At 65.9% G+C, this 24,451-nt stretch carries 23 protein-coding genes; 14 read left to right on the top strand and 9 right to left on the bottom strand.

What is annotated here, in order from left to right; genetic code table 11:
• On the bottom strand, nucleotides 1-260 hold a 260-nt coding region (locus tag GSQ76_RS05240), incomplete at its 3' end, for a P-II family nitrogen regulator (protein ID WP_174247293.1).
• A gap of 202 nt (nucleotides 261-462) precedes the next feature.
• Here GSQ76_RS05240 and GSQ76_RS05245 point away from each other — a divergent pair.
• Nucleotides 463-1,668, top strand: coding sequence for a UbiH/UbiF/VisC/COQ6 family ubiquinone biosynthesis hydroxylase (locus GSQ76_RS05245; protein WP_158742861.1), 1,206 nt, complete (start codon nucleotides 463-465; stop codon nucleotides 1,666-1,668).
• Here GSQ76_RS05245 and GSQ76_RS05250 read toward each other — a convergent pair.
• Nucleotides 1,665-3,413, bottom strand: a complete 1,749-nt coding sequence (locus GSQ76_RS05250) for a S9 family peptidase (protein ID WP_158742862.1) — start codon at nucleotides 3,411-3,413, stop codon at nucleotides 1,665-1,667. The genes GSQ76_RS05245 and GSQ76_RS05250 overlap by 4 nt on opposite strands.
• A gap of 113 nt (nucleotides 3,414-3,526) precedes the next feature.
• On the opposite strand from GSQ76_RS05250, the gene GSQ76_RS05255 reads away from it, so the two are divergent.
• Nucleotides 3,527-4,747 (top strand): putative DNA modification/repair radical SAM protein, encoded by a 1,221-nt coding sequence (locus tag GSQ76_RS05255; protein ID WP_158742863.1) that lies wholly within the window; start codon nucleotides 3,527-3,529, stop codon nucleotides 4,745-4,747.
• Nucleotides 4,744-6,189, top strand: coding sequence for a UdgX family uracil-DNA binding protein (locus GSQ76_RS05260; RefSeq protein WP_158742864.1), 1,446 nt, complete (start codon nucleotides 4,744-4,746; stop codon nucleotides 6,187-6,189). Before GSQ76_RS05255 ends, GSQ76_RS05260 begins: the two co-directional genes overlap by 4 nt.
• On the opposite strand, the gene GSQ76_RS31035 is transcribed toward GSQ76_RS05260, so the two are convergent.
• The 4 genes from GSQ76_RS31035 to GSQ76_RS05280 form a co-directional block, all read right to left on the bottom strand.
• A complete protein-coding gene (locus GSQ76_RS31035) occupies nucleotides 6,186-6,779 on the bottom strand; it encodes a hypothetical protein (protein WP_216850912.1) in 594 nt (197 codons plus the stop codon). The genes GSQ76_RS05260 and GSQ76_RS31035 overlap by 4 nt on opposite strands.
• A 490-nt stretch (nucleotides 6,780-7,269) precedes the next feature.
• On the bottom strand, nucleotides 7,270-7,488 hold the full coding sequence (locus GSQ76_RS05270; RefSeq protein ID WP_158742865.1) for a DUF6719 family protein: 219 nt from the start codon (nucleotides 7,486-7,488) through the stop codon (nucleotides 7,270-7,272).
• 79 nt (nucleotides 7,489-7,567) lie between these two features.
• Nucleotides 7,568-8,350 carry a S49 family peptidase gene (locus tag GSQ76_RS05275; protein ID WP_158742866.1) on the bottom strand — a complete coding sequence of 261 codons (783 nt, stop codon included), beginning with the start codon at nucleotides 8,348-8,350 and terminating at the stop codon, nucleotides 7,568-7,570.
• Nucleotides 8,351-8,399: 49 nt separating this feature from the next.
• Entirely contained in the window at nucleotides 8,400-9,167 is a 768-nt protein-coding gene (locus GSQ76_RS05280) for a transporter substrate-binding domain-containing protein (protein ID WP_158742867.1), read from the bottom strand.
• Nucleotides 9,168-9,341: 174 nt separating this feature from the next.
• Between GSQ76_RS05280 and GSQ76_RS05285 the strand changes: the two genes are divergently transcribed.
• From GSQ76_RS05285 to hemA, 3 genes are all read left to right on the top strand, one after another.
• Nucleotides 9,342-9,671: a hypothetical protein gene (locus GSQ76_RS05285; RefSeq protein ID WP_158742868.1), complete on the top strand. Its 330-nt coding sequence runs from the start codon at nucleotides 9,342-9,344 to the stop codon at nucleotides 9,669-9,671.
• A 177-nt stretch (nucleotides 9,672-9,848) separates the two neighbouring features.
• The gene (locus GSQ76_RS05290; protein WP_158742869.1) at nucleotides 9,849-9,986 is read left to right on the top strand and encodes a hypothetical protein; all 138 of its coding nucleotides are present in this window, start codon (nucleotides 9,849-9,851) and stop codon (nucleotides 9,984-9,986) included.
• 117 nt (nucleotides 9,987-10,103) lie between these two features.
• Nucleotides 10,104-11,315, top strand: a complete 1,212-nt coding sequence (gene hemA / locus GSQ76_RS05295) for a 5-aminolevulinate synthase (protein ID WP_158742870.1) — start codon at nucleotides 10,104-10,106, stop codon at nucleotides 11,313-11,315.
• Between the two features lie 18 nt (nucleotides 11,316-11,333).
• Here the strand turns inward: hemA and GSQ76_RS05300 are convergent, their stop codons facing one another.
• A complete protein-coding gene (locus tag GSQ76_RS05300) occupies nucleotides 11,334-12,410 on the bottom strand; it encodes an alkene reductase (RefSeq protein ID WP_158742871.1) in 1,077 nt (358 codons plus the stop codon).
• An 82-nt stretch (nucleotides 12,411-12,492) separates the two neighbouring features.
• On the opposite strand from GSQ76_RS05300, the gene GSQ76_RS05305 reads away from it, so the two are divergent.
• The 6 genes from GSQ76_RS05305 (at nucleotide 12,493) to GSQ76_RS05330 (ending at nucleotide 19,462) form a co-directional block, all read left to right on the top strand.
• Nucleotides 12,493-12,933, top strand: a complete 441-nt coding sequence (locus tag GSQ76_RS05305; protein WP_216850910.1) for a DoxX family protein — start codon at nucleotides 12,493-12,495, stop codon at nucleotides 12,931-12,933.
• Between the two features lie 332 nt (nucleotides 12,934-13,265).
• On the top strand, nucleotides 13,266-13,676 hold the full coding sequence (locus GSQ76_RS05310; RefSeq protein WP_158742873.1) for a hypothetical protein: 411 nt from the start codon (nucleotides 13,266-13,268) through the stop codon (nucleotides 13,674-13,676).
• Nucleotides 13,677-13,707: 31 nt separating this feature from the next.
• The gene (locus GSQ76_RS05315; protein WP_158742874.1) at nucleotides 13,708-16,047 is read left to right on the top strand and encodes a glycosyltransferase family 4 protein; all 2,340 of its coding nucleotides are present in this window, start codon (nucleotides 13,708-13,710) and stop codon (nucleotides 16,045-16,047) included.
• Nucleotides 16,048-16,162: 115 nt separating this feature from the next.
• Nucleotides 16,163-17,212, top strand: a complete 1,050-nt coding sequence (locus GSQ76_RS05320) for a phosphotransferase (RefSeq protein WP_158742875.1) — start codon at nucleotides 16,163-16,165, stop codon at nucleotides 17,210-17,212.
• Nucleotides 17,213-17,219: 7 nt separating this feature from the next.
• Nucleotides 17,220-18,560, top strand: coding sequence for an aspartate aminotransferase family protein (locus GSQ76_RS05325; RefSeq protein WP_158742876.1), 1,341 nt, complete (start codon nucleotides 17,220-17,222; stop codon nucleotides 18,558-18,560).
• Nucleotides 18,557-19,462 (top strand): aminotransferase class IV, encoded by a 906-nt coding sequence (locus tag GSQ76_RS05330; RefSeq protein ID WP_158742877.1) that lies wholly within the window; start codon nucleotides 18,557-18,559, stop codon nucleotides 19,460-19,462. The genes GSQ76_RS05325 and GSQ76_RS05330 overlap by 4 nt, the downstream gene beginning before the upstream one ends.
• 12 nt (nucleotides 19,463-19,474) lie before the next feature.
• Here GSQ76_RS05330 and GSQ76_RS05335 read toward each other — a convergent pair whose 3' ends face one another.
• Nucleotides 19,475-20,740, bottom strand: coding sequence for a hydantoinase/carbamoylase family amidase (locus tag GSQ76_RS05335; protein WP_158742878.1), 1,266 nt, complete (start codon nucleotides 20,738-20,740; stop codon nucleotides 19,475-19,477).
• 68 nt (nucleotides 20,741-20,808) lie between these two features.
• On the opposite strand from GSQ76_RS05335, the gene GSQ76_RS05340 reads away from it, so the two are divergent.
• Together GSQ76_RS05340 and GSQ76_RS05345 are read left to right on the top strand one after the other, a co-directional pair.
• A complete protein-coding gene (locus GSQ76_RS05340) occupies nucleotides 20,809-22,392 on the top strand; it encodes an ABC transporter substrate-binding protein (RefSeq protein ID WP_158742879.1) in 1,584 nt (527 codons plus the stop codon).
• 41 nt (nucleotides 22,393-22,433) lie between these two features.
• Nucleotides 22,434-23,084, top strand: coding sequence for a hypothetical protein (locus GSQ76_RS05345; protein ID WP_158742880.1), 651 nt, complete (start codon nucleotides 22,434-22,436; stop codon nucleotides 23,082-23,084).
• A gap of 119 nt (nucleotides 23,085-23,203) precedes the next feature.
• Here the strand turns inward: GSQ76_RS05345 and GSQ76_RS05350 are convergent, their stop codons facing one another.
• The gene (locus GSQ76_RS05350; protein WP_158742881.1) at nucleotides 23,204-24,412 is read right to left on the bottom strand and encodes a M20 aminoacylase family protein; all 1,209 of its coding nucleotides are present in this window, start codon (nucleotides 24,410-24,412) and stop codon (nucleotides 23,204-23,206) included.
• Between the last annotated feature and the right edge of the window lie 39 nt (nucleotides 24,413-24,451).

Below are 24,451 nucleotides of genomic sequence, written 5' to 3' on the forward strand. Positions count from 1 at the left end.
CCGATCTTGCCCGTCTGTCCAGCCTTCATGATCGCCTCGACCACTTGGTCCGCGAGGCTCGCGGCCACGGCGACCTCAATCTTCACCTTTGGTAGAAACGATATTTGGTATTCCGCCCCGCGGTAGATTTCGGTCTGGCCCTTTTGTCGGCCGAAGCCTTTGACCTCGGACACGGTCAAACCCTGCACCCCAAGCGACGTGAGCGCCTCGCGCACGTCGTCCAGCTTGAAGGGTTTGATGATCGCCATGATGAGCTTCATCGATTTCCTCGCTTCCTGTTCGACGCCGGGCCGCCTGCGGTGACCGACGTTTCAGAGGGCTCCTAAACAAGAAGCGTGCCGGTCCAGATGGCGATGAATCGCGGGGGTTTGTTGCGACCCAAGGTGGTCTTCCAGGCGCATACGACGGTAAACTGCCGCAATGGGCGGCGTGCGACGCTGCCTACGAAATAGGCAGATTCTCATGGCGGATAGGCTCGAAGTTGACGTTTGCGTGGTGGGTGCCGGCCCGGTGGGTGGCGCGCTGGCCTGCAGCCTGGCCGCGGGCGGGGTGCGCGTTGCCGTGGTGGACCGTTCCGCCCTGCCGCCGATGGAACACCCGGCGTTCGACGGACGCGCCTACGCCATCGCCGCCGGCTCCCGCCATTTGCTGGAGGAGGCGGGGATTTGGGCCCGCCTGCCGTTCGAGCCCTGCCCGATCCTGGATATTCGCGTGTCGGATGGGAAGGTGGGGCAGAAGGCGTCGCCGCTATTCCTGCATTTCGACCACGCCGACGCCGATGCCGGCCCATTCGGCTGGATGGTAGAGGCGCGCAGCCTGCGTGTGGCGCTAAACGCCCAACTGCACGCGCTCGAGTCCAGCCTGGTCTTCGCCCCTGCCGAGGCAAGCGTGACACGCAGTGCCGAGGGCGCCGTGGTCCAGATCACCGGGGGGCCTGCCATTCACTGTCGCCTGGTCGTCGCTGCCGAGGGGCGGGGCTCCCCGCTGCGCAACCAGGCGGGGATTCGCGTGTCCCGCTTGGCCTATCGCCAGCACGGCATCGTCAGCGCCGTGGCGCATGAGCGCCCGCATCGTGGCGCGGCGCTGGAGCATTTCCTGCCCGGCGGGCCGTTCGCCCAACTCCCCATGACCGGGACGCAGGACGCGCCGAACCTGTCCGCCATCGTCTGGACCGAACGGGCCGCCCTGGCCCCGCGCATGATGGCCCTGGACGACGCTGCCTTTGGGCGGGAGATCGCGCGTCGCATGGGCGATCATCTGGGTGCGATGCGCCCGGTGGGCCGCCGCTGGATTTACAAGCTCAGCGCTATGCACGCGCACAGCTACACTGCGGAGCGACTGGCCCTGGTCGGGGATGCCGCGCACGGCATCCATCCGATTGCCGGCCAAGGACTGAACCTCGGCCTACGCGACGTAATCACCCTGGCTGGCATGCTGCGCGACGCCAGGGCGGCCGGGGAGGATTTAGGGTCGCCTGAATTGCTCGCGCGTTACCAGGCAAGACGACGCCCTGCCAATCTGTTGATGCTTGGGGCGACGCATGCGCTGGACCGGCTGTTCTCCACCGACAATCCGCTCATCCGCACCGTGCGGGACGCGGGGATTGCCGGCGTGCACCGGTTGCCATCGCTGAAGCGGATGTTCATGCGGCAGGCGATGGGCGCCTAGAGGGTTCGCGCGAAGAACGCGGCAACCAGGCGATAGGCTCGGTCGCGATCTTCCGGCCGGATGAAGCCGTGGCCGGCATAGTCGAATGTCTCGAACGTTACGTCCCGCTGAAACCCGCGCATCGCGGCCACGATCTGCTCGCTCTCGCCATATGGCACTCGGGGGTCGCGTGTGCCGTGCAGCACCAACAGCGGCGCGGTCATGGCGGCGGCTTGCTTGATCGGTGAAATGCGGGCGAACAGCGCGGCATCCCGGTCCGGGTCGCCATACTCGCGGCTGCGATGGGCCTTGCGCCATGGGCCGGTATCGGCCAGCAACGTCGTGAAATCGGCGATGCCGTAATAGTCCACCACGCTGCGCCACAGTGCCGGGTATTCGCCCATTGCGGCCAACACCATGTAGCCGCCATAGGATTGGCCCATGATGCCGATGCGCGCCGGGTCGATGCTGGGTTGCGCCACCAGCCAGGCATGCGATGCCGCCAGATCGTGCACGCTGTCCAACCGGGCGCCCACATCGTCGCTGGCGGTGTAGGCGCGGCCATATCCGGTGCTGCCGCGCACGTTCGGCATCAGCACGGCGTAGCCCTGGGCCAGCAGCATTTGCATGTCGGCACGGAAATTCGCCCGTGTCTGCCCGGCTGGGCCGCCATGCACCCATACCACCACTGGCCATCCAGTTTCCGGCGCCGCGCCTGGCGGGGTGGCGAACCAGCCGGGGATGATCTTTCCATCGAAACTGGTCCACGCCACCAGGTGGAACGATGCCAGCGCGGCCGGCGCCTCCGGAACCCACACCGCGCGCGCCTGGGCGGTGGCCGGGTCGACCAGGTAGATGCCCGGTGGCGTGGTCGGGCCGCTGGCAGATAGCGCCAGGCTGGACCCATCCGGTGCCCAGGCCAGCTCGCCAGCGACGCCGTGCGGCAGGCCGGAGACGACGCGGCGTTCGGCGCCAATTGGCCCAATGCGCACGATCGCGTAGCCCCGGTCGTTCTCCACCGTGGCCAGCACCGTATCGCCGAGCGCCAAGGACCATGCCTCCAGATCCCGGCCCGGCGCCTCCGCCAGGAGGGTCAGCGCGCCGGTGTCCGGATCGATCCGGTGCAGCGCCACGAACTCCCCGCCGGCATCGGACAGGCCGAATAACTCGCCCGCCTTGGTCCAGCGCAGTGATTTGAACGCGGCCGGGCGGTGGTGTGGGATGATGCGGGCGGTGCCGTCGGCCAGGCTCAGCACCAGCAATGCCTGGTCGCCCTCCGCCTCGTCGGCGAGCAGCAACAGGCGGTCGCCCTCCGGGTGCCAGGCGGCAACGGCCAGTTGGTGCGTGCCCTGGTAGATGCGCCGCGGCGGGCCGGACACCGGGCGCACCAGCACGTCGAAATGCGCCTCGTCCCGGTCGTTGGCGGCGTAGGCGAATTGGGTGCCGTCTGGCGACCAGGCGCCGAAATCGTGGATCACTGCGGGCGCCTCGGTCAGCGCGAGCGGCACCCCGCCATCATACAGCCACAGCTGCTGCCGCTCGTCCCCGCCGGCGTCGGTGCCGAAGATGATGCGTTCGTCATTCGGTGCGCGGCGCAGGAAGAACGTCTTTTCCCCCATTTCCGCCAGCGCGCGGTCGCCCCCGCCGTCGAGCCCCATTGACCAGAGTTGGGGCGTGCCCGCCCCGCGCAGATGATACAGGGTGCGCCCGTCGCGTGAGAAGGTGGGGGCGGCGGCAGCGCCGATGGCGGCATAGGAACTGGTCATGCACCCATCCTCCTCCGCTGGCGTTATGGCGCAAGAGGCTCGTTCGTGATTGGCCCGGCATCTTGCAGACTCGCCCGGAGTGATTAGAACAAAACCGCAACCATAGGTGTCCGATGGACCTGCTGCAGAAACTCGAGATCCTGGCGGATGCGGCGAAATACGACGCCTCCTGCGCGTCCAGCGGCACGGAAAAGCGCAGTTCAGCCGGCGAGAAGACCGGCATCGGATCGACGGAGGGCATGGGGATCTGCCATGCCTACGCGCCGGATGGCCGCTGTATCTCCCTGCTGAAGATCCTGCTGACCAATTCCTGCGTCTATGATTGCCTGTATTGCATCAACCGCCGGTCCTCCAACGTGCGCCGGGCGCGGTTTACGGTAGAGGAGGTCGTCACCCTCACGCTCGGCTTCTATCGCCGCAATTGCATCGAGGGGCTGTTTCTCTCCTCCGGCATCATCAGCAATCCCGATTACACGATGGAGCAGGTGGTTCGTGTCGCCCGCACGCTGCGGGAGGAGCACGGGTTCCGCGGCTACATCCACCTGAAGACCATCCCCGATGCCGACCCGGCGCTATTGCTGGAGGCCGGGCGGTATGCCGATCGTTTGTCCATCAACGTCGAACTGCCGACCGAGGGAAGCCTTGCCGCCCTTGCGCCGGAGAAGAACTTGCCGGGCATCCGTCGCTCCATGGGGCGGATGCGGCTGCGCATCGACGAGGCGAAGGCGGAGCGGAAATCCCCCCGCTTCGCGCCCGCCGGGCAAAGCACGCAGGTGATCGTCGGCGCGGATAAAAGCTCGGACCGGGATATCCTGGCGATGAGCACGAACCTGTATGGATCGTATGGATTGCGCCGGGTCTACTACTCGGCATTCAGCCCGATCCCGGACGCCTCCGCCGCGCTGCCGCCTGACCACGCGCCGCTGGTGCGGGAGCACCGGTTGTATCAGGCGGATTGGCTGATGCGGTTCTACGGCTTTTCCGCTCCGGAGTTGGAGACGGATACGGCCGGCAATCTGGACCTGTCGATCGACCCGAAACTGTCCTGGGCGCTGGCGCATCGCGACCAGTTCCCGGTCGACGTGAACACCGCGGCGAAGGAGATGCTGCTGCGAATTCCGGGCATCGGCGTCAAGTCGGTCAACGCCATCCTGCGTGCGCGGCGTTATCGCAGCCTGCGGATGGACGATCTAGCGCGCCTGCGATTGCCATTGGCCAAGATCAGCGCCTTCGTGATCGCCGCCGGGCACACGGGTGGCAGTGCCGGGCTGGATGGGGAGCGACTGCGCCAGCGCCTGACGCCGCGTCCCGTGCAATCCGACCTGTTCGGATGAGCCGCAGCGTCATCTTGCCGCACGAGGTGGATTGGGGCGGTTGGCGCAGCGCCGCGCGCGCCCTGGCGCTGGAGGGTGTGCCGCCGGAGGACGTCGTCTGGTCGGTCCGCGCGCCCGATGACCTGTTTGCCGATGCCTCCGAGGAACCAGCTGCCGCACCACCTGCCGGGACGTTCAATGTTCCCCGCGCCCTGGTGGACCTGGCGCAAACCGTGATCCAAGCCCGCGAGCCAGCCCGATTTGCCCTGCTCTATCAACTGCTGTGGCGGGCCCATGCCGGTGAGCGGCATCTGCTGGAGCAGGTGACCGACCCGGACGTGCAGCGGGCCAACCGGCTGGCGCAGGCCGTCCGGCGCGACACGCACAAAATGCGGGCGTTTGTTCGCTTCCGCGAGGTGGCCGAGCCGGAAGGCACGCGCTACGTCGCATGGTTCGAGCCCGACAATTACATCGTCGAGGCCAACGCGGCCTTTTTCGTGCGTCGTTTCGCCACCATGGTGTGGTCGATCCTGACGCCCTATCGCAGCGCGCACTGGAATGGCGAGGAGCTGAGCTTCACCGCCGGGGCCGCCCGTGCCGACATCCCCGACGATGACCGGCTGGAAGCCTATTGGCGCGCCTATTTCAGCAGCATCTTCAACCCGGCGCGGCTGAAGATCGGCGCCATGACGTCGGAGATGCCGCGTAAATACTGGCGCAACTTGCCCGAGGCTGCCGCGATACCCGAGTTGATCCGCGGCGCCGCTGCCCGGGTGAGCACGATGGTGGAGGCCCCGACCATTTCCCCCGCAAAACCGGCGCGCATCCCCGACGCCGCACCCCCGACGCTGGACCATCTGCCCGATACGAAGCTGCGCCGCGCCGCGATCGAGGCTGCGTCCTGTCGCGCCTGTCCGTTGTGGGAACCAGCCACGCAGACCGTATTCGGGGAAGGGCCCGCCGATGCAAGGTTGATGTTCGTGGGTGAGCAGCCGGGCGACCAGGAAGACCTTGCCGGCCGCCCGTTCGTCGGCCCGGCGGGCAAGATGTTCGACACTGCGCTGGCCGAGGCCGGGATCGATCGCGCCGCCGCCTACGTCACGAATTCGGTGAAACACTTCAAGTTCGAGCCGCGGGGCAAGCGCCGCATCCATGCCAAGCCCGACGCGGGCGATATTGCTGCCTGCAAGTTCTGGCTGGATCTGGAACAGCAAGAAGTGCAGCCCGCCGTCACCGTCCTACTCGGCGCCACCGCGGCCCGTGCCGTGCTGGGCCGCGTGGTCACCATTTCGCGGGAGCGCAGCCGGCCGATTGCCTTGACTGGCAACCGGCAGGCGCTGGTGACGGTGCATCCCTCCTATCTGCTGCGCCTACCGGACGAGGCGAGCAGGCAGCGGGAATATGCCGCCTTCGTCGCCGACCTTCGTCAGGCAATGACGTTGCTGGACAGCTCGGCGAGCTAGCGGCGGAAGCCGCCGCGTCCGCCCCAGCCGCCGCGATAGCCGCCACCGCCCCAGCCGCCGCGGTAGCCGCCCCAGCCTCCACCCCACCCGCCGTAGAAGCCAAACCCGATGGCGTCACCGTAGAGCCAGGGATAATAGCCGCCGAATCCGGCGTATACCGGATATGCCGGGTAGTAGCCGTACAGGACCGGCCGTGCCGGCGCCATTGGCTGCACGATGTTCTGGTGGTCTGCCATGCAGCGCAGGTAGACCATGCCCGGCGTGACCTGCACCGGCGGTGGTTCGCCCGCTTGCGCGCTGCCCGCGTAGGTATCGGCAGGCTGTGTGCCCTGCGGCGGAGGCTGCGCGGGCCGGTATGCATTCGACTGTGGCGGCCGGGCGCCGGGTGGTGGGGCGGCATAGCCGTCCCGGGGCACCGTATTGGCGGCATTCCGGCAGAGTCCGTCATCGCCCTGGAACTGCGCCTCGGTCTTGCCGGGGCCGGGCAGCGCCACCAGGGGAATGGGCGGCGGTGGCAATGGTGGGGGCAGCACGCATCCCGCAAGCCCTGCCGCCATCACCAGAGATCCAACCCGACCGACTGCCCGCATCCCGTACTCCCGCCCACTGCGCTGCCCAATGCTCCGCCCCCCGCCCTCGGAAGGCAAGTTTCTTAAGGTGACAGCGATTCACAGGTGAAAGTTACAAACCGCAATGCCATGTTCATCACCTGATAAGCGAATGGGCCGATGGTGGGTCTGCAACATCGCAAACGGGAGACTGTATGAGCATCAGCGCGTATTCGTCGTCACTGGCTATCCCGCCCTATCCAGGGCCCACGCGCACGACCGATACGAACACCAAGACGCCAACCCAGGGTTTAACCCGCAATGACCAACAGGCGCAGCCGATTAAACGACCATCCTCGAACCCGGTCCCAAGCACTGGCCTATCGAGCACTGGCCTACCAAGCACTGGCCTACTGAACACCGTCGTCTAACTACCGTCGTCTAAGACAGACCGATCGCGGGACCGCTTGGCAGGTCCCATAGATGTGCGAGGGCACCAAAAGTGGCGCCCGGCCCCATCAGTCAGCCCGCATCAGGGCTTCGCAACACACGTAAAGGTTCGCGACCCCGTCAGCGACTTGGCGCCCGTGACCTTGCTGAGCTGGCCTGTCGGGCAGCGCCCGTCATCCACCAGCACCGACTGACCCGGCGCTAGCCCGCCCCCGCCTGGTACCGTCGCCAGAATAGTCGGGCCACCGCATCCGGATAGCAGGGTGGTCATGGCAAGCAGCAAAACCGTCCGAGTCGTCATCCAGTCACTCTCCCGGCGCACCATGTCCGCCGGGACGGTCTAACCACGCGCGACCGGTCTGCCAATCCCGCCGGCTCCGCTACCGGAACTCCAGCCGGCGCTCCTCCGCGAGGGTGAGCGCTGCCTCCATCATCATGCGCGGCAGCCGGGCCAGGCTAAACCGCCGGCGCACGCGGAACCGGCGCACCCGCGCGCGTTCGCCGGCGAGGCGGCGAACCAACTCGTCGACGGAGGTCAGACCATCGACCAGCCCCAATTCCTGGCCCCGCGCGCCCAGGCAGTAGCTGCCGTCGAACACCGCCGGGTCGGCGGACAGGCGGCTGCCCCGGCGTTCCTGCACCCATGCCTTGAACCGGGCGTGAATATCGCTCATCAGCGCCTGCACGAATGCCACGTCTTCCGGCTGCTCGGGGCGGAATGGGTCCAACCGCGCCTTGTTCTGGCCTGCGGTGTATAGCCGCCGTTCGACCCCGTAACGCTGGATCAACTGGTCGAAGCCGAAGCCACCGCCGACCACGCCGATGGAGCCGACGATGCTCATCGCACTGGCATGGATTTCGTCGGCGGCGCAGGCCAACCAATATCCCCCGGACGCGCCAGCCTCGCCGATGACGGCGTAGACCCGGGCCTGCTTCTTCTCTGCCCGGCGCCGCACCAGCCCGGCGATCAGTTCGGACTGCACCGGCGAGCCACCGGGACTGTCGATGTCCAAGATGAGGATGCCGCCCTTCTTCACGCTGGCGAACGCCCGCTCCACCAGCGGCCCGGCGGAGCGGATGTTCAGCGCCCCCTCTCGACCGGCGATCAGGCCGTGCAGTTCGACAACGGGGATGCGGGGGCGGCGCCAGGGGAAGAGGTTCATGCCTCTAAGGAAGTGTCACCCGTGGCGTTTGGCAACCATGCAACCATGCTCATGGCTCGTGCTGGGCGACGTCCAGCGCACGCGTCCAGGCGCCGGATGCGAGCTGGCCCGCCCACCAGCGATCCACTGCCTCCACGAACGCCGGGTCGCGCGGCAGCATGTAGGCCTTCTGCAGCTTGGTGAACGGGGCGGGGACGGCGGCGGCGCAAAGCTGGGGGTGCAGCAGCGCCTGGTGATCGACCTCGATCCCGTCGGTCACCATCACATCCTCCCGGCCCGCAGCGATCTCGTCGAAGATGGTGACGTTGTCGGGGAAGACCGTCAGCTTGGCATGGGGGAAGTTCGCATGGGCGAAATCCTCGTTGGAAGCGCCGGGGTTCACCACCACCCGTACGTCCGTCCGGTCGATGGCGGCGATGCTGTTCAGCCTATCCTTGTCGGCACAGCGAACGATCGGCCGCTTGCCATCCACCATCGTCGCGGTGGAGAAGGCGGCGATCTTCTCCCGCGCCGGCAGGATGGTGACGCCGCCGACGGCGATGTCGAATTTATCGGCGGCGAAGTCGCTGTTCAGCGAGGCCCACACCGTCGGCACGAAGGTGATCTTGACGCCTAACTCCGTTGCCAGCTGGCGGGCCATGGTGATGTCGGCGCCGCGGTAATTGCCGTCGGTCTCGCGGAAGGTGAACGGCTTGTAATCTCCCGTCGTTCCCACGCGTAGCACGCCCGCTGCCTTGACCGCTGCCAGATCCGCAGCCTGTGCGGGCAGAGCGATGGCGAGCGCTATGGCTGCGCCTAAGGCAATGATTTTCGGCATGTCTTTCCCCCTGACGTATCGTTGGCGGATTTATCCGAGAGCGGCGGTTGGTGATCAACTGTACCCTGGCCGCAACAGTGTTGGATATTTACCGCAGTCTCATTGCAAGCATGCCTGCCCCCGGCATACTCACGCCTGGGATTAAGCCCGCCCACCCCCGAGGAGCCTCCGTCGATGCGCAAGTTTGCGATGTTCGCCACGGCCATTGTTGGCCTGGCGTTTACTGCCCCGTCTTATGCCCAGCCTTCCAACAGCGCGCCGCAGCCCGGCCTGCCCCCCGGCTTCTCCGCCGGCTCGCAGAACGCCCAGCCGCCCCGCGCCACCGGTGACCTGAACAGCACTGCCACCACCACGTCTTCCCCCGGCTCCACTGCCGCTGCGGCGGTTCCCACCACGGCCAGCACCCACCGTGCACGCCGTGCCGCTGCCCATCATCGTCGCGTGCGTCATCGCCGCCATGTGGCCGCTGCCAAGGCCGCGGCCACGACGGCGCCCGCGCAGTAAGCGTCGGCTCTCATTCGCGTCGGCCAAAAATGGCGCCCGGGAAACCGGGCGCCATTTTTTTATCGAAATGACCCGGAACTCGCCTCCAAGCTGCGCTTGAAATTAGTTAAGAGATAGTTTATGTATTTTGAGACAGTTTTAACGGGCGATCCGTCGCCACGCTGAGAGGAGAGATCCATGTATTTCGGTGATGCGCTACCTGAAGTGTCTGCCGAGCAGAAGCAGGACTTTGCCAAGGCCGAGCGACGGCTGCTGCGCCGTTTGGCCATATTGGGCTGCCTGGGCGTGGTGGTGATGATCGTCACACTCGTCTAGCCCTTCGGCCCGACCCGGTGCTGATTGGTGTTTGCGTTTCGCCACCCCATGTGATCGTGCGATAAGAGGCCGGCGAGGTGCCAGCCTTCAGAAGGCTCGAACGAGGGCGGTGCGCCGTTGGATTACGAGAGTTTCTTTCGTCGCGAACTCGACGAACTTCGCCAGAATGGCGACTACCGTATTTTCGCAAATCTACAGCGCCAAGCCGGGCGTTTTCCGCACGCCCTGCACATGCGCGCGGGTGCGCCGGCCGACCTTACCATCTGGTGCTCCAACGATTATCTCGGCATGGGCCAACATCCCGCCGTCCTCACCGCGATGCATAAAGCCTTGGACGAATGCGGCGCCGGCGCTGGCGGAACGCGCAACATTGCCGGGACCAACCACTACCACGTGCTGTTGGAGCAGGAGCTGGCAGACCTGCACGGCACCGCGGCGGCATTGCTGTTCAATTCCGGCTACATGTCGAATTGGGCGGCGCTGAGCACCCTGGCGGCCCGGCTGCCGGGCTGCGTCGTGCTGTCGGACGCCAGCAATCATGCCTCGATGATCGAGGGCATACGGCATAGCCGCGCCAAGAAGATCGTGTTCGCCCATAACGATCCGGCGGATCTGGAACGCAAGCTTGCCGCGCTGCCGCCGGGCACGCCGAGCCTGGTGGCATTCGAGTCGGTCTATTCGATGGATGGCGACGTTGCCCCGATCGCGGCCATCTGCGACGTGGCCGACCGCTACGGGGCGATGACCTATCTGGACGAGGTCCACGCCGTTGGCCTGTATGGCCCCCGGGGCGGTGGCATTGCCGAGCGGGAAGGCCTGGCGCATCGCCTGACGGTGACCGAGGGCACGTTGGCCAAAGGCTTTGGCGTCATCGGCGGCTACATCGCTGCCTCCTCGGCGCTATGCGATTTCATCCGCAGCTTCGCCTCGGGCTTTATCTTCACCACGGCCATCCCGCCGGCGATCGCCGCCGGTGCCCTGGCCAGTATCCGTCACCTGAAGACGAGCGACACCGAACGGTTGGCGCACCGGCAGCGTGTAGCGCAACTGCGCGCGGCATTGGATGACGCTGGTGTGCCGCACCACCGCAACGGCGGCCACATCGTCCCGGTTCTGGTTGGCAACCCGATCCTGTGCAAGCAGGTGACCGACCGGCTGCTGGAGGAATTCGGCGTCTACGTGCAGCCGATCAACTATCCGACTGTTCCCCGCGGGACCGAGCGGCTGCGCATCACCCCGTCGCCCTTGCACAGCGAGGCCGATATCGCGCACCTCGTGCGTTCCCTGTCGGCCATTTGGTCGGATTTGAGTCTCCGGCGGGCGGCCTAGCCACCCGCCGGACCGCTGCTAGGAAATGGCGGCGGGGTAGTCGATATAGCCTTCCTTACCCTGGCTGTACCAGGTGGCCTGCACGTCCGGCGCAAGCGGGATGGATTTGGCGAAGCGATGCGGCAGGTCCGGGTTGGCCAGGAAGGTGCGGCCAAACGCAATGGCGTCGGCGCGGCCTTCGTCCAGGGCAGCCTGCCCACTCGCCTGCCCATAATCGGAGTTCAACACCAGGGGGCCATTGAAGGCGGCCTTGATCGCCGGGGCCACCGGGTCAACCTCGCCCTTGCCGAACGTACCATCCTTGCCCGGCTCGCGCAGTTCCAGGAAAGCGATGCCGATCTTGGACAATGCGGCCGCTGCCGCTGCAAACAGCGCATACGGGTCGCTGTCGTTGACGCCCTGGGTATCGCCATTCGGCGACAGGCGGACGGCTGTGCGGTCGGCGCCCACCGTGTCGGCCACGGCCTGCGTCACCTCCTGCAGTAGCCGCACCCGGTTGGGGATCGACCCGCCATAGGCGTCGTCCCGGAAATTCGAATTGTCACGCAGGAACTGATCGATCAGGTAGCCATTCGCGGCGTGGACCTGGACACCATCGAACCCTGCCTCCATCGCATTGCGGGTCGCGGCGCGATAGTCGTCCAGCAGACCCGGCATCTCGTCCACACGCAGCGGCCGCGCCTCTACATAGGGCTGCTTACCCTCGTAGGTATGCGCCGCACCTGGCCCGGTGGTGGCGGAGGCAGACACTGGCTGCGTTCCGCTGACGCTGGGATGCACGATCCGCCCCATATGCCAAAGCTGGCAGATGATGCGGCCGCCGGCCTTGTGAACCGACTCCGTGATCGCCCGCCAGCCGGCGGTTTGCTCCGAGTTCCAGATCCCCGGACCGTATGGCCAGCCCATCCCCTGCCGGCTGATCCCCGTTGCCTCGGAGATGATCAAACCGGCGCTGGCCCGCTGCGTATAATATTCCACCATCATGGGCGTGGGCACGAATTCCCGGGTATTGCGGCCGCGGGTCAGCGGCGCCATCAGGATCCGGTTCGGCGCCTGGATTGCACCGAGGCGAATAGGGTCGAATAACGAGGGCATGGCATATCCTTCTATCGATAAGTCGCGGCTGCCCAGGACACAACGTCCCGGAGCGGCCGGCGCGGCAGCCGAGCGACCCAAGGTGGAAAGGGGTCGCACGGTCGCGCGCTACGCGCTTGCCACCATCTATGTCGCAGCCGGCGTGTTTCACCTGGGCACGCCAGACGTGTTCGTCGCGATTACGCCGGGCTGGGTCCCATTTCCGCGGCTGGTCATTTTGGTGACGGGGCTGTGCGAGCTTGCGGGAGCGAGTGGGTTGCTGCTGCCCCGCCGGCCGACGTCACGCTCGCCCCTGCGGTGGGCACGCCCGGCGGCCGGGATCGGGCTCGCCTTGTATGCAGTGTGCGTCTACCCGGCGAACATCAAGCACGCGATGTATGGACTGCCCGGGGCGCAGATGCAGTTGGGCTGGTGGTATCATGCCCCGCGCCTGGCGTTCCAACCCGTACTGGTCTGGTGGGCGCTGTTCGCAGGCGAGGTGACAAGCTGGCCGTTCCGCCGGGCAAAGCGCCCGGATGCGTAACGATATGGCATTGGCGATTTGATTTGGGGCTGATTTCTTCCAGATTTGCGTCATCGGCCGGTTGGCGTTGTATAATTGCATTGATGTGACCGGTGGGACGCTGGTCTAGTTCGGCTGGTGTTAAGCTTGTTCTGTGCTAGGGCCATTGGCCGCGCTGGATCTCCTGCATCCCTTGCACCACCCTCCAATCTGTATAAAACGGATGGGTCGCAATTGGGCGGGCGAGAGGCAGTACCGGCGTCGATTTACCTGGCATAATCCCCCACCATTTCGACGTCCCACCCCTCCTGGAAGGCCACTTGCAAGTGTCAAGCTACCGAAAGAGCACGGAAATGGATACGGCCGCCAAACCAATCAGTTGGGTGCTCCATATTGACGATTTCGACAACGGTGTGATGAACGGTTGGGTTTTCGACCGTATGCGGCCGGATTTTTCGGTGTCGTTGGAGATTTCCTCGACCGGCGGTGAGAAACTCACGATCCTGGCCAATGGTTTCCGAAAAGACCTGCTCGAAGCTAAGCTGGGAAATGGGTTTCATGCCTTTACGGTCGATGTCAGCGCATGGGATCTGGCGGGTAACACCGTGACCGTTGCTGCGGCCGGGTCGCCGGATGTCGCGCCATTGCTGACGATTTCCACCAGCCTCGCGGAATCGCTGACGCGTATGCCGTGGTCGAGGCAATATCTCGGGATCCTGAACCAAATGGCCCAGCCTTTTGCGGTGGCTGACGATGCCCAGTGATTTGAGCCAGGGTGCTATGAGCCAGGGTGATATGAGCCGGGATATGGTCGAGGCGGTTCCTGCTCCGTTCAAGACTCGGGCAAATCCGGACAAGATGCTGGCCGAGTATCCGGGCGCTAGCGGCGACGGGCTGATCAATCTTTACCTCGCGTACGAGTGCTACCGGACCCGAGTGAACGAACGGCTGGACTTGGATGGTGACACGCTGGAGCATTTGCGGATCATCGATTGGTATTTCACGACGTATCTGCAGCACCGCAAGCACAAATTGCCGCTGTCGGCGAAACAGATTGCCTTCCTGAATACGCCGCTGCCGGTGGTCGATTTCGCCCGCCCCGTCAGCATGATTTCCCACACGTTCATCCGACGCGAACTTGGGCAGCACTGGGATCTGAACGACCACCGGGTGGTGACCGAGGCAATTTACTGGTGGTGCATCGAACGTGCGCCACCCATGAAGCTCGAAGGCGCGTTGGTGCCCAACTTCTATGTGGACACGCTCAACGAGGTGAATAGCACCCAGCGCTGGCTGCCGTTCCAGCTCAATTACTTCGCCCAACGCTATTACGAGGTGCATTCGGCCTTGCACTTTCTGCGGCTCGACCGGCAGGCCGACCGCGTGGCGTTGTTGGTCTATCTGGTGTTCCAATGCGGGCAGGAGCCGCATCTGGTGCGGTTCCTGCCGCGTGATGCGATTGGCCGGCTACTGGCGCCGTTGGCCCGGGAGCCCGGCCACATCGTGCTCGATTCGATCATTGCCCAGCTTCCCTCGGCTGGCCTCGCTGCCGGGCTCGATCTGGACGAGGCGCGGGAACCGAGCAAACCGAGCGTGAAGCTGACGATCACGTCCGATGAGACTGCAATCCGGTTGAGCGGTGCGCGTATCATTCGTGAAAGGCTGATCGAGCGGATCGAGATCGGGGGATACTCGCTCCGCTCCGGGCGCAAGCTGCGCGGATACAGCGATCATTATGCGGAATGCTACGACGGCAAGCCGGAACTGGCAGGGCCGGTCTATCCCGGCGTGGCGCTGATTGGGCCGCTCAGTGCGACATCGGGGCTGGGGCAGGCCTCGCGCATGTCGCTGCAGGTGCTGGAATCGATGACCGGCAACATCTCGTTGCAGAATTTCGATATGGACAATCCTGCGCCCGTAGGATTTTCCAACGAGACTGAGACTAGGTTTCCTCAAGCGCCGCGCACGGTCAACCTCATTCACCTGAATGCTGAATCGATCCCGCTGGCCTTCGCCTACCAGGAACAGCCGATCTACAAGGATTCTTACAATATCGGGTATTTCTTCTGGGAGCTGACCCGTATTCCTGCTTGTCATCATTTGGCGCTGGAAATGTTGGACGAAATCTGGGTTTCGTCCGAATACAACCGGGAGATCTACAGCCGCTACACCGATATTCCGGTCATCAATGTCGGCATGGCGGTCGAACCAATCGAATCTGGCCTCGAGCTCACCCGGGCGTATTTCGCGTTGCCGGAGGATACGTTCATCTTTCTGGCAACGTTCGACTCGTTCTCCTTCGTGGAGAGAAAGAATCCGCTCGGGGTCATTCGCGCCTTTCGCGAGGCATTTCCCGCCTCGCGCCAGGATGTGGCGCTGGTGCTGAAGACGCAGAATCGGTTCAAGGTGGACGATCCGTATCAGAAGAAGGTTTGGGCGCAGATCGCGCATCATTGCGCTGCTGATTTCCGCATCAGCGTCATCAACGAGACGTTCAGTTTCGCGGAATTGCTGGCCTTCAAGCAGCTTTGCAATTGTTACGTCTCGCTGCATCGGTCCGAGGGCTGGGGCTTTGGCATGATCGAGGCGATGCAGCTCGGTATTCCCGTCATCGCCACGGCCTATTCCGGCAATATGGAGTTCTGCAACGAGCAGACTTGCTACCTGGTGGAATACGAGCTGGTTGGCCCGCAGCCGCACGAATACATCTTCGTCGAACGGGACAGCCAATGGGCCGAGCCCCGCACCGCGTCGGCGTCCGCTGCCATGCGCGAGGTGGAACAGAACCGCGAGCGGGCGCTGGAGATCGGTGCGGCCGGGCAACTGAACGTGCGAACCAATTTCAGCGTGGAGGCGATCGCCGGCCGCTATGCCGAGCGGTTGCACGAGATCGGCGTGATGCTGGGCGTCGACCTATTCCAGGAGCCCGAGCCCGAGCCAGAATGGGACGTGCAGCAAGAGGCCGAGATGGAGCCGGAGCCGGAGGAAGGGCCGGCCGACATCGTCCTGATGGACGAACCGGAAGAGGCTGAACCGGCCGAGGAGGTCGAGTTGGAGCCAGCCCCCAAGAAGCGCGGCCGGACGAAGGCAGCGGGCGCGAAACGGGGCCGGGCGAAGGCAACCGCCGACGCCTAGGGTCTATCGGCCAGGCACGCAGACGATCGGCAAGCTGGGCTGACCCGGTTGGACGCGCTTGGCCGACCCGGCTATGACCAACTCCGGCAGTGGCCCGTGGGGATGGAGACAGCAGGTGGACCAGTCGGCGGAGCAACTCGGCGCCTTGCTCGACCGTCCAGTTCCGCCAGCGTCGAATGATGACGCGGTGGCGTTGGCGCGGCTGCATTTCGGCCTGACCGGGACTGCCACCCCACTGACCGGCGAGCGGGATCGCAACTTTCACCTGACCGACACCGCTGGCCGCGAGTTCGTGCTGAAGATCGGCCACCCCGAGGAAGACCCGGCGGTGCTGGATTTGCAGGACCAGGCCCTGCTGCACGCGGCGCTTCGTGACCCGTCGCTGCCGCTGCCCCGCGTGCACCTGCCGATTTCGGGCAAGCCGGTGCTGTGGCACGCGCCGGGTGCGCAGCCGCGCGTGGTGCGGGTGCTGAGCTACGTCCAGGGGCGCCCGCTGCACTCGACCGAGCCGAGCGCTGCGCGCCACCGCGACATCGGCAGCGCTCTGGCGCGGTTGAACCTGTCGCTGGCCGATTTTCGCCACCCTGCCGATGGCCACGACCTGCTGTGGGATTTGCAGCGCGCCGCCCGGGTGCGCCCCCTGCTCATCCATGTCGACCCGGCGCGTCGTGGCCTGCCCACGCGATTCTTCGACCAGTTCGAAACCTACGCCTTGCCGGTACTGCCGCATTTGCGGGCGCAACTGATCCATAACGACTTCAACCCGCACAACATGCTCACCGATCCGGCGGACGACACACGCCTGGTGGGCATCATCGATTTCGGCGACATGGTGCGCGCGCCGATGGTGCAGGACCTGGCGACCGCAGCCGCCTACCACGTGACCACCGGCGCCGACGCATTGCGCGGCGTGGCGGAAATCGTCGCTGCCTATCACGCTATCTGCCCGCTGCTGCCGGAGGAGATCGCGGTGCTGCCCGATTTGTTGGGTGCGCGCCTGTCGCTCAGTATCGCCATCAGTTCGTGGCGGGCCGTTCGCCACCCGGACAACGCCCCGTATATTCTTCGCAACCAGGGCCGCACCTGGACGGGGCTGGCCGGGCTGGACGCGATCCCGCGGGAGGATATGCAGGCGATCCTCCGCAATGCTTGCCAGTTGGGATGAGCCAAATATGTCGATGATCAACGCCTACGATGCCGCGGCCGCCACTGGGCTGTCCGCGGCCGAAAAATCCCTGATCGCCCGGCGCGAACGCCTATTAGGCCCGGCCTATCGCCTGTTCTACGCCAATCCGGTGCATGTCGTTCGCGGCGAAGGGGTCCATCTGTATGGCCCAGACGGCGAGGCGTATCTGGACGTCTACAACAACGTCGCCTGCGTTGGGCATTGTCATCCGCATGTGGTTGCCGCGCTCGCGCGCCAGGCGGCGGTGCTGAACACCCACACGCGCTACGTCACCGATGGGATCCTGGATTACGCCGAGCGGTTGCTGGCCACCTTCCCGGCGGAGCTTAGCCAGGTGATGTTCACCTGCACCGGCAGCGAGGCGAACGACCTGGCCTATCGCGTCGCCTGCAATCACACTGGCGGCACCGGGTTCATCGTTACCGAGCTGGCCTATCACGGCGTCACCTCCGTGCTGTCCGGCATGTCGCCCTCGCTGGGCAAGCAGGTGCCGCTCGGCAGCAACGTGCGCACGGTGCCCGCGCCGAACGCCTATCATGCGAATGGTGCCGATATCGGCGAGGCCTTCGCTGGCCACGTGCGCGCCGCCATTGCCGACATGCGCGCCCATGGCATTCAGCCCGCGGCCCTGCTGGTCGACACCATCTTTTCCTCGGACGGCGTGTTGTCCGACCCGGCGGGCTTTCTGCAACCGGCCGCCGCGGCCATTCGCGAGGCGGGGGGGCTGTTCATCGCCGACGAGGTGCAGCCCGGTTTCGGCCGCACCGGCGCCGGCATGTGGGGTTTCTCCCGCCATGGCCTGGTGCCGGATTTGGTGACCATGGGCAAGCCGATGGGCAATGGCCACCCGGTCGCCGCCATGGTCGCGCGCCCGGAATACCTCGAATCGTTCGGCCAACGCTCCCGCTACTTCAACACCTTCGGCGGTAATCCGGTGTCCTGCGCGGTGGGCATGGCGGTGCTGGACGTGATCGAGAATGAGGGACTGATCGAGAACGCCCGCACCACTGGCGATTACATGCGGGCCGGGCTGCGGGACCTGATGGAACGGCACGAGGTCATCGGCGACGTGCGTGGCGCCGGGCTGTTCGTTGGGCTGGAACTGGTCACCGACCGTGCCCGCCGCACCCCGGCCACCGTAGCCACGGGCAAGCTGGTGAACGCGCTGCGGGAAAGGCGCATCCTTATCAGCGCCGCCGGGCCGCATGCCAACGTGCTGAAGATCCGGCCGCCCTTGGTGTTTGAGCCGGAGCACGCCGACCGCTTCATCGCCGCGATCGCTGAATGCCTCGCCACGATCCCGGCCGACGAGACGCACCCCGCATGACCGAGAACCGATTTGGCGCCGGCGCCGCCTATATACGTGGCCAGTTCGTCCCGATTGCGGAGGCGACCTTGCCCGTCACCGATTGGGGCTTCACCCGGTCGGATGCGGTTTATGACGTGGTGCACGTGTACCGGGATGGGTTCTTTCGGCTGGACGATCATCTGGATCGGTTCGTCCACTCCATGCAGGCCCGCCGGCTGAACCCGCCGGAGGACCGCGCAGCGATCGAGGCCGTGCTGCATCGCTGCGTGGCGCTGAGTGGGCTGGCGGATTCCTACGTTGCGATGGTTGCCTGCCGCGGGCGGCCCAAACTGGCCGGGTCGCGACGCCCGCAGGATTGCGAGAACCACCTGATCGCCTACGCGCTGCCCTGGATCGACGTGATCCCGCCGGACGTGCAGGAACGCGGCGCGCATTTCTGGATCGCCAGCAACCCCCGCGTGCCCGATGCCTCGGTCGATCCGACGGTAAAGAACTACCAGTGGAGCGACCTCACCTCCGGGCTGTTCGAGGCGCATGACAATGGCTACGACACCGCAATTCTGTGCGATGCCGAGGGCTTCCTGACCGAGGGTCCGGGTTTCAACATCTTCATCGTGAAGGACGGCCGCGTGATGACGCCAGACCGCGGCAGCCTGCATGGCATCACCCGCAAATCCGTCTTCGAGCTTTGCGAGGCGATGGGGATCGAGGCCGTCGTCGCGCCCATCCCGCGCGCCCTGCTGGAGGACGCCGATGAGGTGTTCGCCGCCACCACCGCCGGCGGCGTCATGCCCGGCGCCCGGATCTCCGGCCGGATTTTGGGCAATGACCGTCCGGGCCCGATCTCGGCATCCCTGAAACAGGCCTATTGGAAGCGGCACGACGACGGCTGGCATCGCACGGCGGTGCGCCCGCTGTAGCGCATCGGCCGGTCATCCGGCCCGATCTGCTGCCCAGCGGGTGACTACGGCGCAGGCGGCGGCGAAGTCTTCCATCCGCATCGCCTCGTCCGGGTTGTGGCTGCCGTTCTGGTTGCGGACGAACAGCATCCCTGCGGGCACACCGGCCTGGACAAAGGCGGAGGTATCGTGGCCGCCCCCGCTGGGCATGCTGCGATGGGCGATGCCCAGCGCGTCCGCCGCACTCGCCAGGCCAGCTTGTACGCCCGCGTTCATCACTGTCGGCACGGTGCGGGTGGCGGGGCCGAGGTCGATGGTGACGCCGCGGGTGCGAGTGATGTCAGCGACGATGCGGTCCAGGCGGGTGTACATCTCGTCGATCGTGGCCTGGTCGGGGCTGCGCACGTCCAGTCCGAACGTCGCCTCCCCGGCGACCTTCGACATGCTGGCCTCCGCATGGGTGTTCAAGGTGCAGAAGGTGCAGACCATGATCCGCCCCTCCGCATCCAGCGCCGCCCATTCCTGGTCCAGCCGGTAGGCGAGTTCGGACGCGGCGATGGCGGCGTCGCGGCGGTAGCGGCGGGGGGTGGCGCCGGAGTGGTTCCACTCGCCAGTGATGCGCGCCCAGCGATGGCGGCGGTTGCCGGGTAGGGCGGTGACGATGCCGACGGGGATCTGCTCGGCCTCCAGCACCGGACCCTGCTCGATATGCAGTTCCAGGAAGGCGGCGACGTTGTCGGGGCTGAGTTCCTTGCGGCCCTGGCGCACGGCATCCGGATCGAAGCCGAGGTCGCGCATGTGCTGGGCCAGGGTGCGACCGGTGTCGCTGCGGATGTATTCCAAGTTTTCCGGCGGCAGGGTGCCCAAGGCGGCGCGGGCACCGGGATAGCCGGCGGCGAACCAGGCGCCGCCCTCCTCCGCCCTGGTAACCATGACCGTGACGTCGCTCCTGGGGGTGTAGCCGGCGCGGCGCATCCCGGCGACGGCGGCCAGGCCGGCAACGACGCCGGCGGCACCGTCGTAATTGCCGCCGCGGGGGACGCTGTCGAGATGGCTGCCGATCATCACCTGCTTGGCGCTGCGGTCGGCGCCGGGCAGGGTCAGATAGAAATTTCCGGCGTGGTCGTTGCGCATCTCCAGAGCCAATTCGGTGCCTTCGTCGCGCATGAGGGCGTGGGCGACCTCCTCCCCAGCGCCGTAGCCTTCGCGGGTGACGCCCACCGTGTCGGCGGTGCGTTCGCGCAGGGTTTCCAGCACGCGCTCGGCAAGCGCCATGTCGGGGGCGAGGTTGGACAGCATGGGGACCTCCGTCGGGGTGTCGATGGCAAGGGGCTTGCATCTTCCATGCCGTATCGAGGGGACAGCTCATGACCATTGCGCGCAGAAGCTTCCTGGCCGGGGGCGCCTTGGCACTGGCTGCGCCGTTCGTGGCGCGGGCCGCCGGGTCGAACGTGCTGCGGTTCGTGCCGCAGGCGGATTTGTCCGGCATGGACCCGGTGCTGACCACGCGGCAGGTGGTGCGCAACGCCGGGTTCCTGGTGTGGGACATGCTGTACGGCATCGACGACAAGTTTCAGCCGCAGCCGCAGATGTGCGAGGGGCACGAGTCGTCCAGCGATGGCAAGCTGTGGAGCTTCCGGTTGCGCAGCGGGCTGGCCTTCCATGACGGCGAGAAGGTGGGCGCAAAGGACGCGGTGGCGAGCATCAAGCGCTGGATGGCGCGGGATGTCATGGCGGGGCGGCTGAAGACGTGCCTGGATGCGATCGAGGTGGTGGACGACCTGAATTTCCGGCTGCGGCTGAACAAGCCGTTTCCGAAGCTGCTATACGCGTTCGCCAAAAGCACGACGATCGTGCTGTTCGTGATGCCGGAGCGGATTGCCAATACCGACCCGTTCAAGACGATCACGGAGTATGTCGGTTCCGGTCCGATGCGGTTCATGACCAAGGACTGGGTCGTCGGCGCCAATGCCGCATTCGAGAAATTCGCCGCGTATAAGCCACGCGACGAGCCCGGCGTCTGGCTGGCGGGCGGCAAGCGCATGCTGATGGACCGGATCGAGTGGGTGACGATGCCGGACCCGGCCACGGCGTCTGCCGCGGTGCAGAGTGGGGAGGTGGATTGGTGGGAGACGGTGATCCCCGATTTGGTGCCGCTGCTGAAATCGTCCAAGGGCGTGCAGGTGGACATCGCCGATCCGCTGGGCAACGTGGCGCTGTGCCGGCCGAATTGCCTGGTGGCGCCGAGCAACATGAAGCTGATGCGCCAGGCGATGCAGTTGGTGATCGACCAGAGCGAGATCATGCGCGCGCTGATGGGGGACGATGAGTCGACCTGGAAGAGGATGCCCAGCGTGTTCACGCCGGGTAGTTCGTACTACACCGAACAGGGCAGCGAGCGGCTGCTGGGCAAGCGCCGGCCGGACGAGGCGAAGCGGCTGCTGCAGCAGGCCGGCTATAACGGCGAGAAGATCATCATGCCGGTGGCCGCCGACGTGCCGACGGTGAAGGTGCAGGGCGACGTGATTGCGGAGGCGTTCAAGACTGCCGGGATCAACGTCGATTACCAGGCGGTGGATTGGGGCATGCAATCCACCCGATCCGCCAGCAAGGCGCCGCTGGATAAGGGCGGGTGGAGCATCTATCTGACATGGGTCGCCGGGGCGGAGTGCGCCAACCCGGCGGGACATAAGATGGTTGATTGCAGTGGGGCCACGGCCTCGTTGGGGTGGCCGGATTCGCCGGAGGTGCAGAAGACGCTGGCGGATTGGTTCGATGCGACCAATTCGGCGGATGAGAAGGCGGCGGCGGTGCGGACCAACGTGGCGGCGATGGACTACGTGCCGTTCATCCCGACCGGGTTCTTCCTGGGGTACACCGCATGGCGCAGCGGCGTGAAGGGGATTGCGAAGTCGCCGTTCCCGGCTTTCTGGGGGGTAGGCAAGGCCTAATTCTCTTGAAACCCCGAAGGCCGGTGTGGTCTGTCCAATCCATGCGACCGACCACACCACAGCCCGACGAGATTGCCCGTGCCCCCGAGCCGTTCCGCGCCGCACTGGCGGAACTGGTGGAGATTGGCATGACCGTGGCGCGAATGCTCGCAAGGGTGGCCGCGGGGGAGACGACGCTGGCCGAAGCGGCGGCGACGATGGCCCCTGACGTGTCGCCGGTGGCGACGTCATTGGCCGAGGCGATCGAGGCCGATCGGGCCGCCAGCGCTGCCAGCGAGGCCCGGCGCGACATCGTGCGGCGTAGCGAAATCGTGGCGGCCGCGTTTGCGCAGGTCTCCCGCGCCATTCGCCGGACGGTGCTACTGGCCGAACGGCTGGATTGTGGCTGGGCGCGACCGGGGCGCGCGGATTGTCGCGACACGATGATGCGGCGGCAGATCGCCCGTGCGGTCGGCGACGCGATTGTCCGGGATGCGGACGGCGCCGAGGCGGACCGGTTGCGCGGCGAACTGGCGGAACGGCTGGACTCGCTGGATCGGTTGGACGATCTCGGATGGGCGGCGGTCGAGGACATCGTCCGTGACATTTGTCGCGATCTTGGGGTGGCCGTGAAGGCGGTGGGACTGGACTTAGGCTTGCCCTTCGTGCGGTCGCGGGGCGGGACGGCCCGGGCTCGGGCTTCGCCGGCATAGAGTCGGGGCTTTGCCCCGCGCCCCACCAATGGACAGTCGTCCTTTGGAAACCTGATGTTTGAGGGGTGAAGGGGACGGCTGTCCTCTTGCGGGTGCAGGGGGGAACCCTGCGGAGAATACTACAGCGTGGCGAGTTCTTGCTGCACCAGTTCGACCCAGTAGCGCACGCCGGTCGGTAGGACCTTGTCGTTGAAATTGTAGTTGGGGGTGTGCAGGCCGTGCACTGGGCCCTCGGCTTCGTCGCCATTGCCGATGAAGATGAAGGCGCCGGGCTTGGCCTGCAGCATGAACGCGAAATCCTCGCCCGCCGTGATCGGCGTGGTGTTGGGATCGACGTTCTGTTCGCCGGTGACGCGGGCGGCGGCCGAAATGGCGGAGTCGGTCTGTGCGTCGTGGTTCAACAGCGGCGCGGCGCCCCAGCGCAGGTTCACCTCGGCGGTGACGCCCTGGGTGGCGGCGGTGAGTTCGGCGACTTCGGTCATGCGCTTGTCCAGCAGCGCCTGGGTTTGCGGGTTGAAGGCGCGCATGGTGCCGCCGATGACCATTTCGGACGGCATGACGTTTAGCGCGTGGGGGGAGCCGCCGGCGATGTGGCCCACGCTGATGACCGCGGTTTCGGTTGCCGCGACGTTGCGGCTGACGATGGACTGCAGCGCCTGGATGAAGGAGGCGAGTACGACCGTGACGTCGGTGGAGATATGGGCGGAGTTGCCGCCATGGCCGCCAGTGCCGCGGAAGGTGACCACCCAGCGGCCGGAGCCGGCCATCAGCGGCCCCTTGCGCAGAGCGAAATTGCCGACGGGAATGCCGGGTATGTTGTGCATGCCGTAGACGGCGTCGCAGGGAAACCGCTCGAACAACTTGTCCGCCAGCATGGCCTTGGCGCCGCCGCGGCCTTCCTCGGCGGGTTGGAAGATGAAGTGGACGGTGCCGGCGAAATCCGGCGACTGGGACAGCATCTGGGCGGCGCCGAGCAGCATGGTGGTGTGCCCGTCATGCCCGCAGGCGTGCATCTTGCCCGGCGTGGCGGAGGCATAGGGCAGGCCGGTGGTTTCAGTCAGTGACAATGCGTCCATATCGGCGCGCAGGCCGATCGCGCCCTGGCCGGGTCGCTTGCCGCGGAGCGTACCGACGACGCCGTAGCCGCCGACACCCTCCGTCACGTCGATGCCGAAGCTGCGCAGCTTGGCGGCGACGAGGGCGGCGGTGCGTTCTTCCTCCAGCCCCAGTTCCGGGTGGGTGTGGATGTCCTGCCGGAGTGCGATCAGCTCCGGCAGGGCTTTCGCCAGGCGGGTGTCGAGGTCGGGGGACGCTGGGCTGTCGGTCATATCGGTTCTCCTGCAACCGCTATAAACCACAGGCCCACC

This window comes from Acidisphaera sp. L21, assembly GCF_009765685.1.
Classification (GTDB): Bacteria; Pseudomonadota; Alphaproteobacteria; order Acetobacterales; family Acetobacteraceae; genus LMUY01.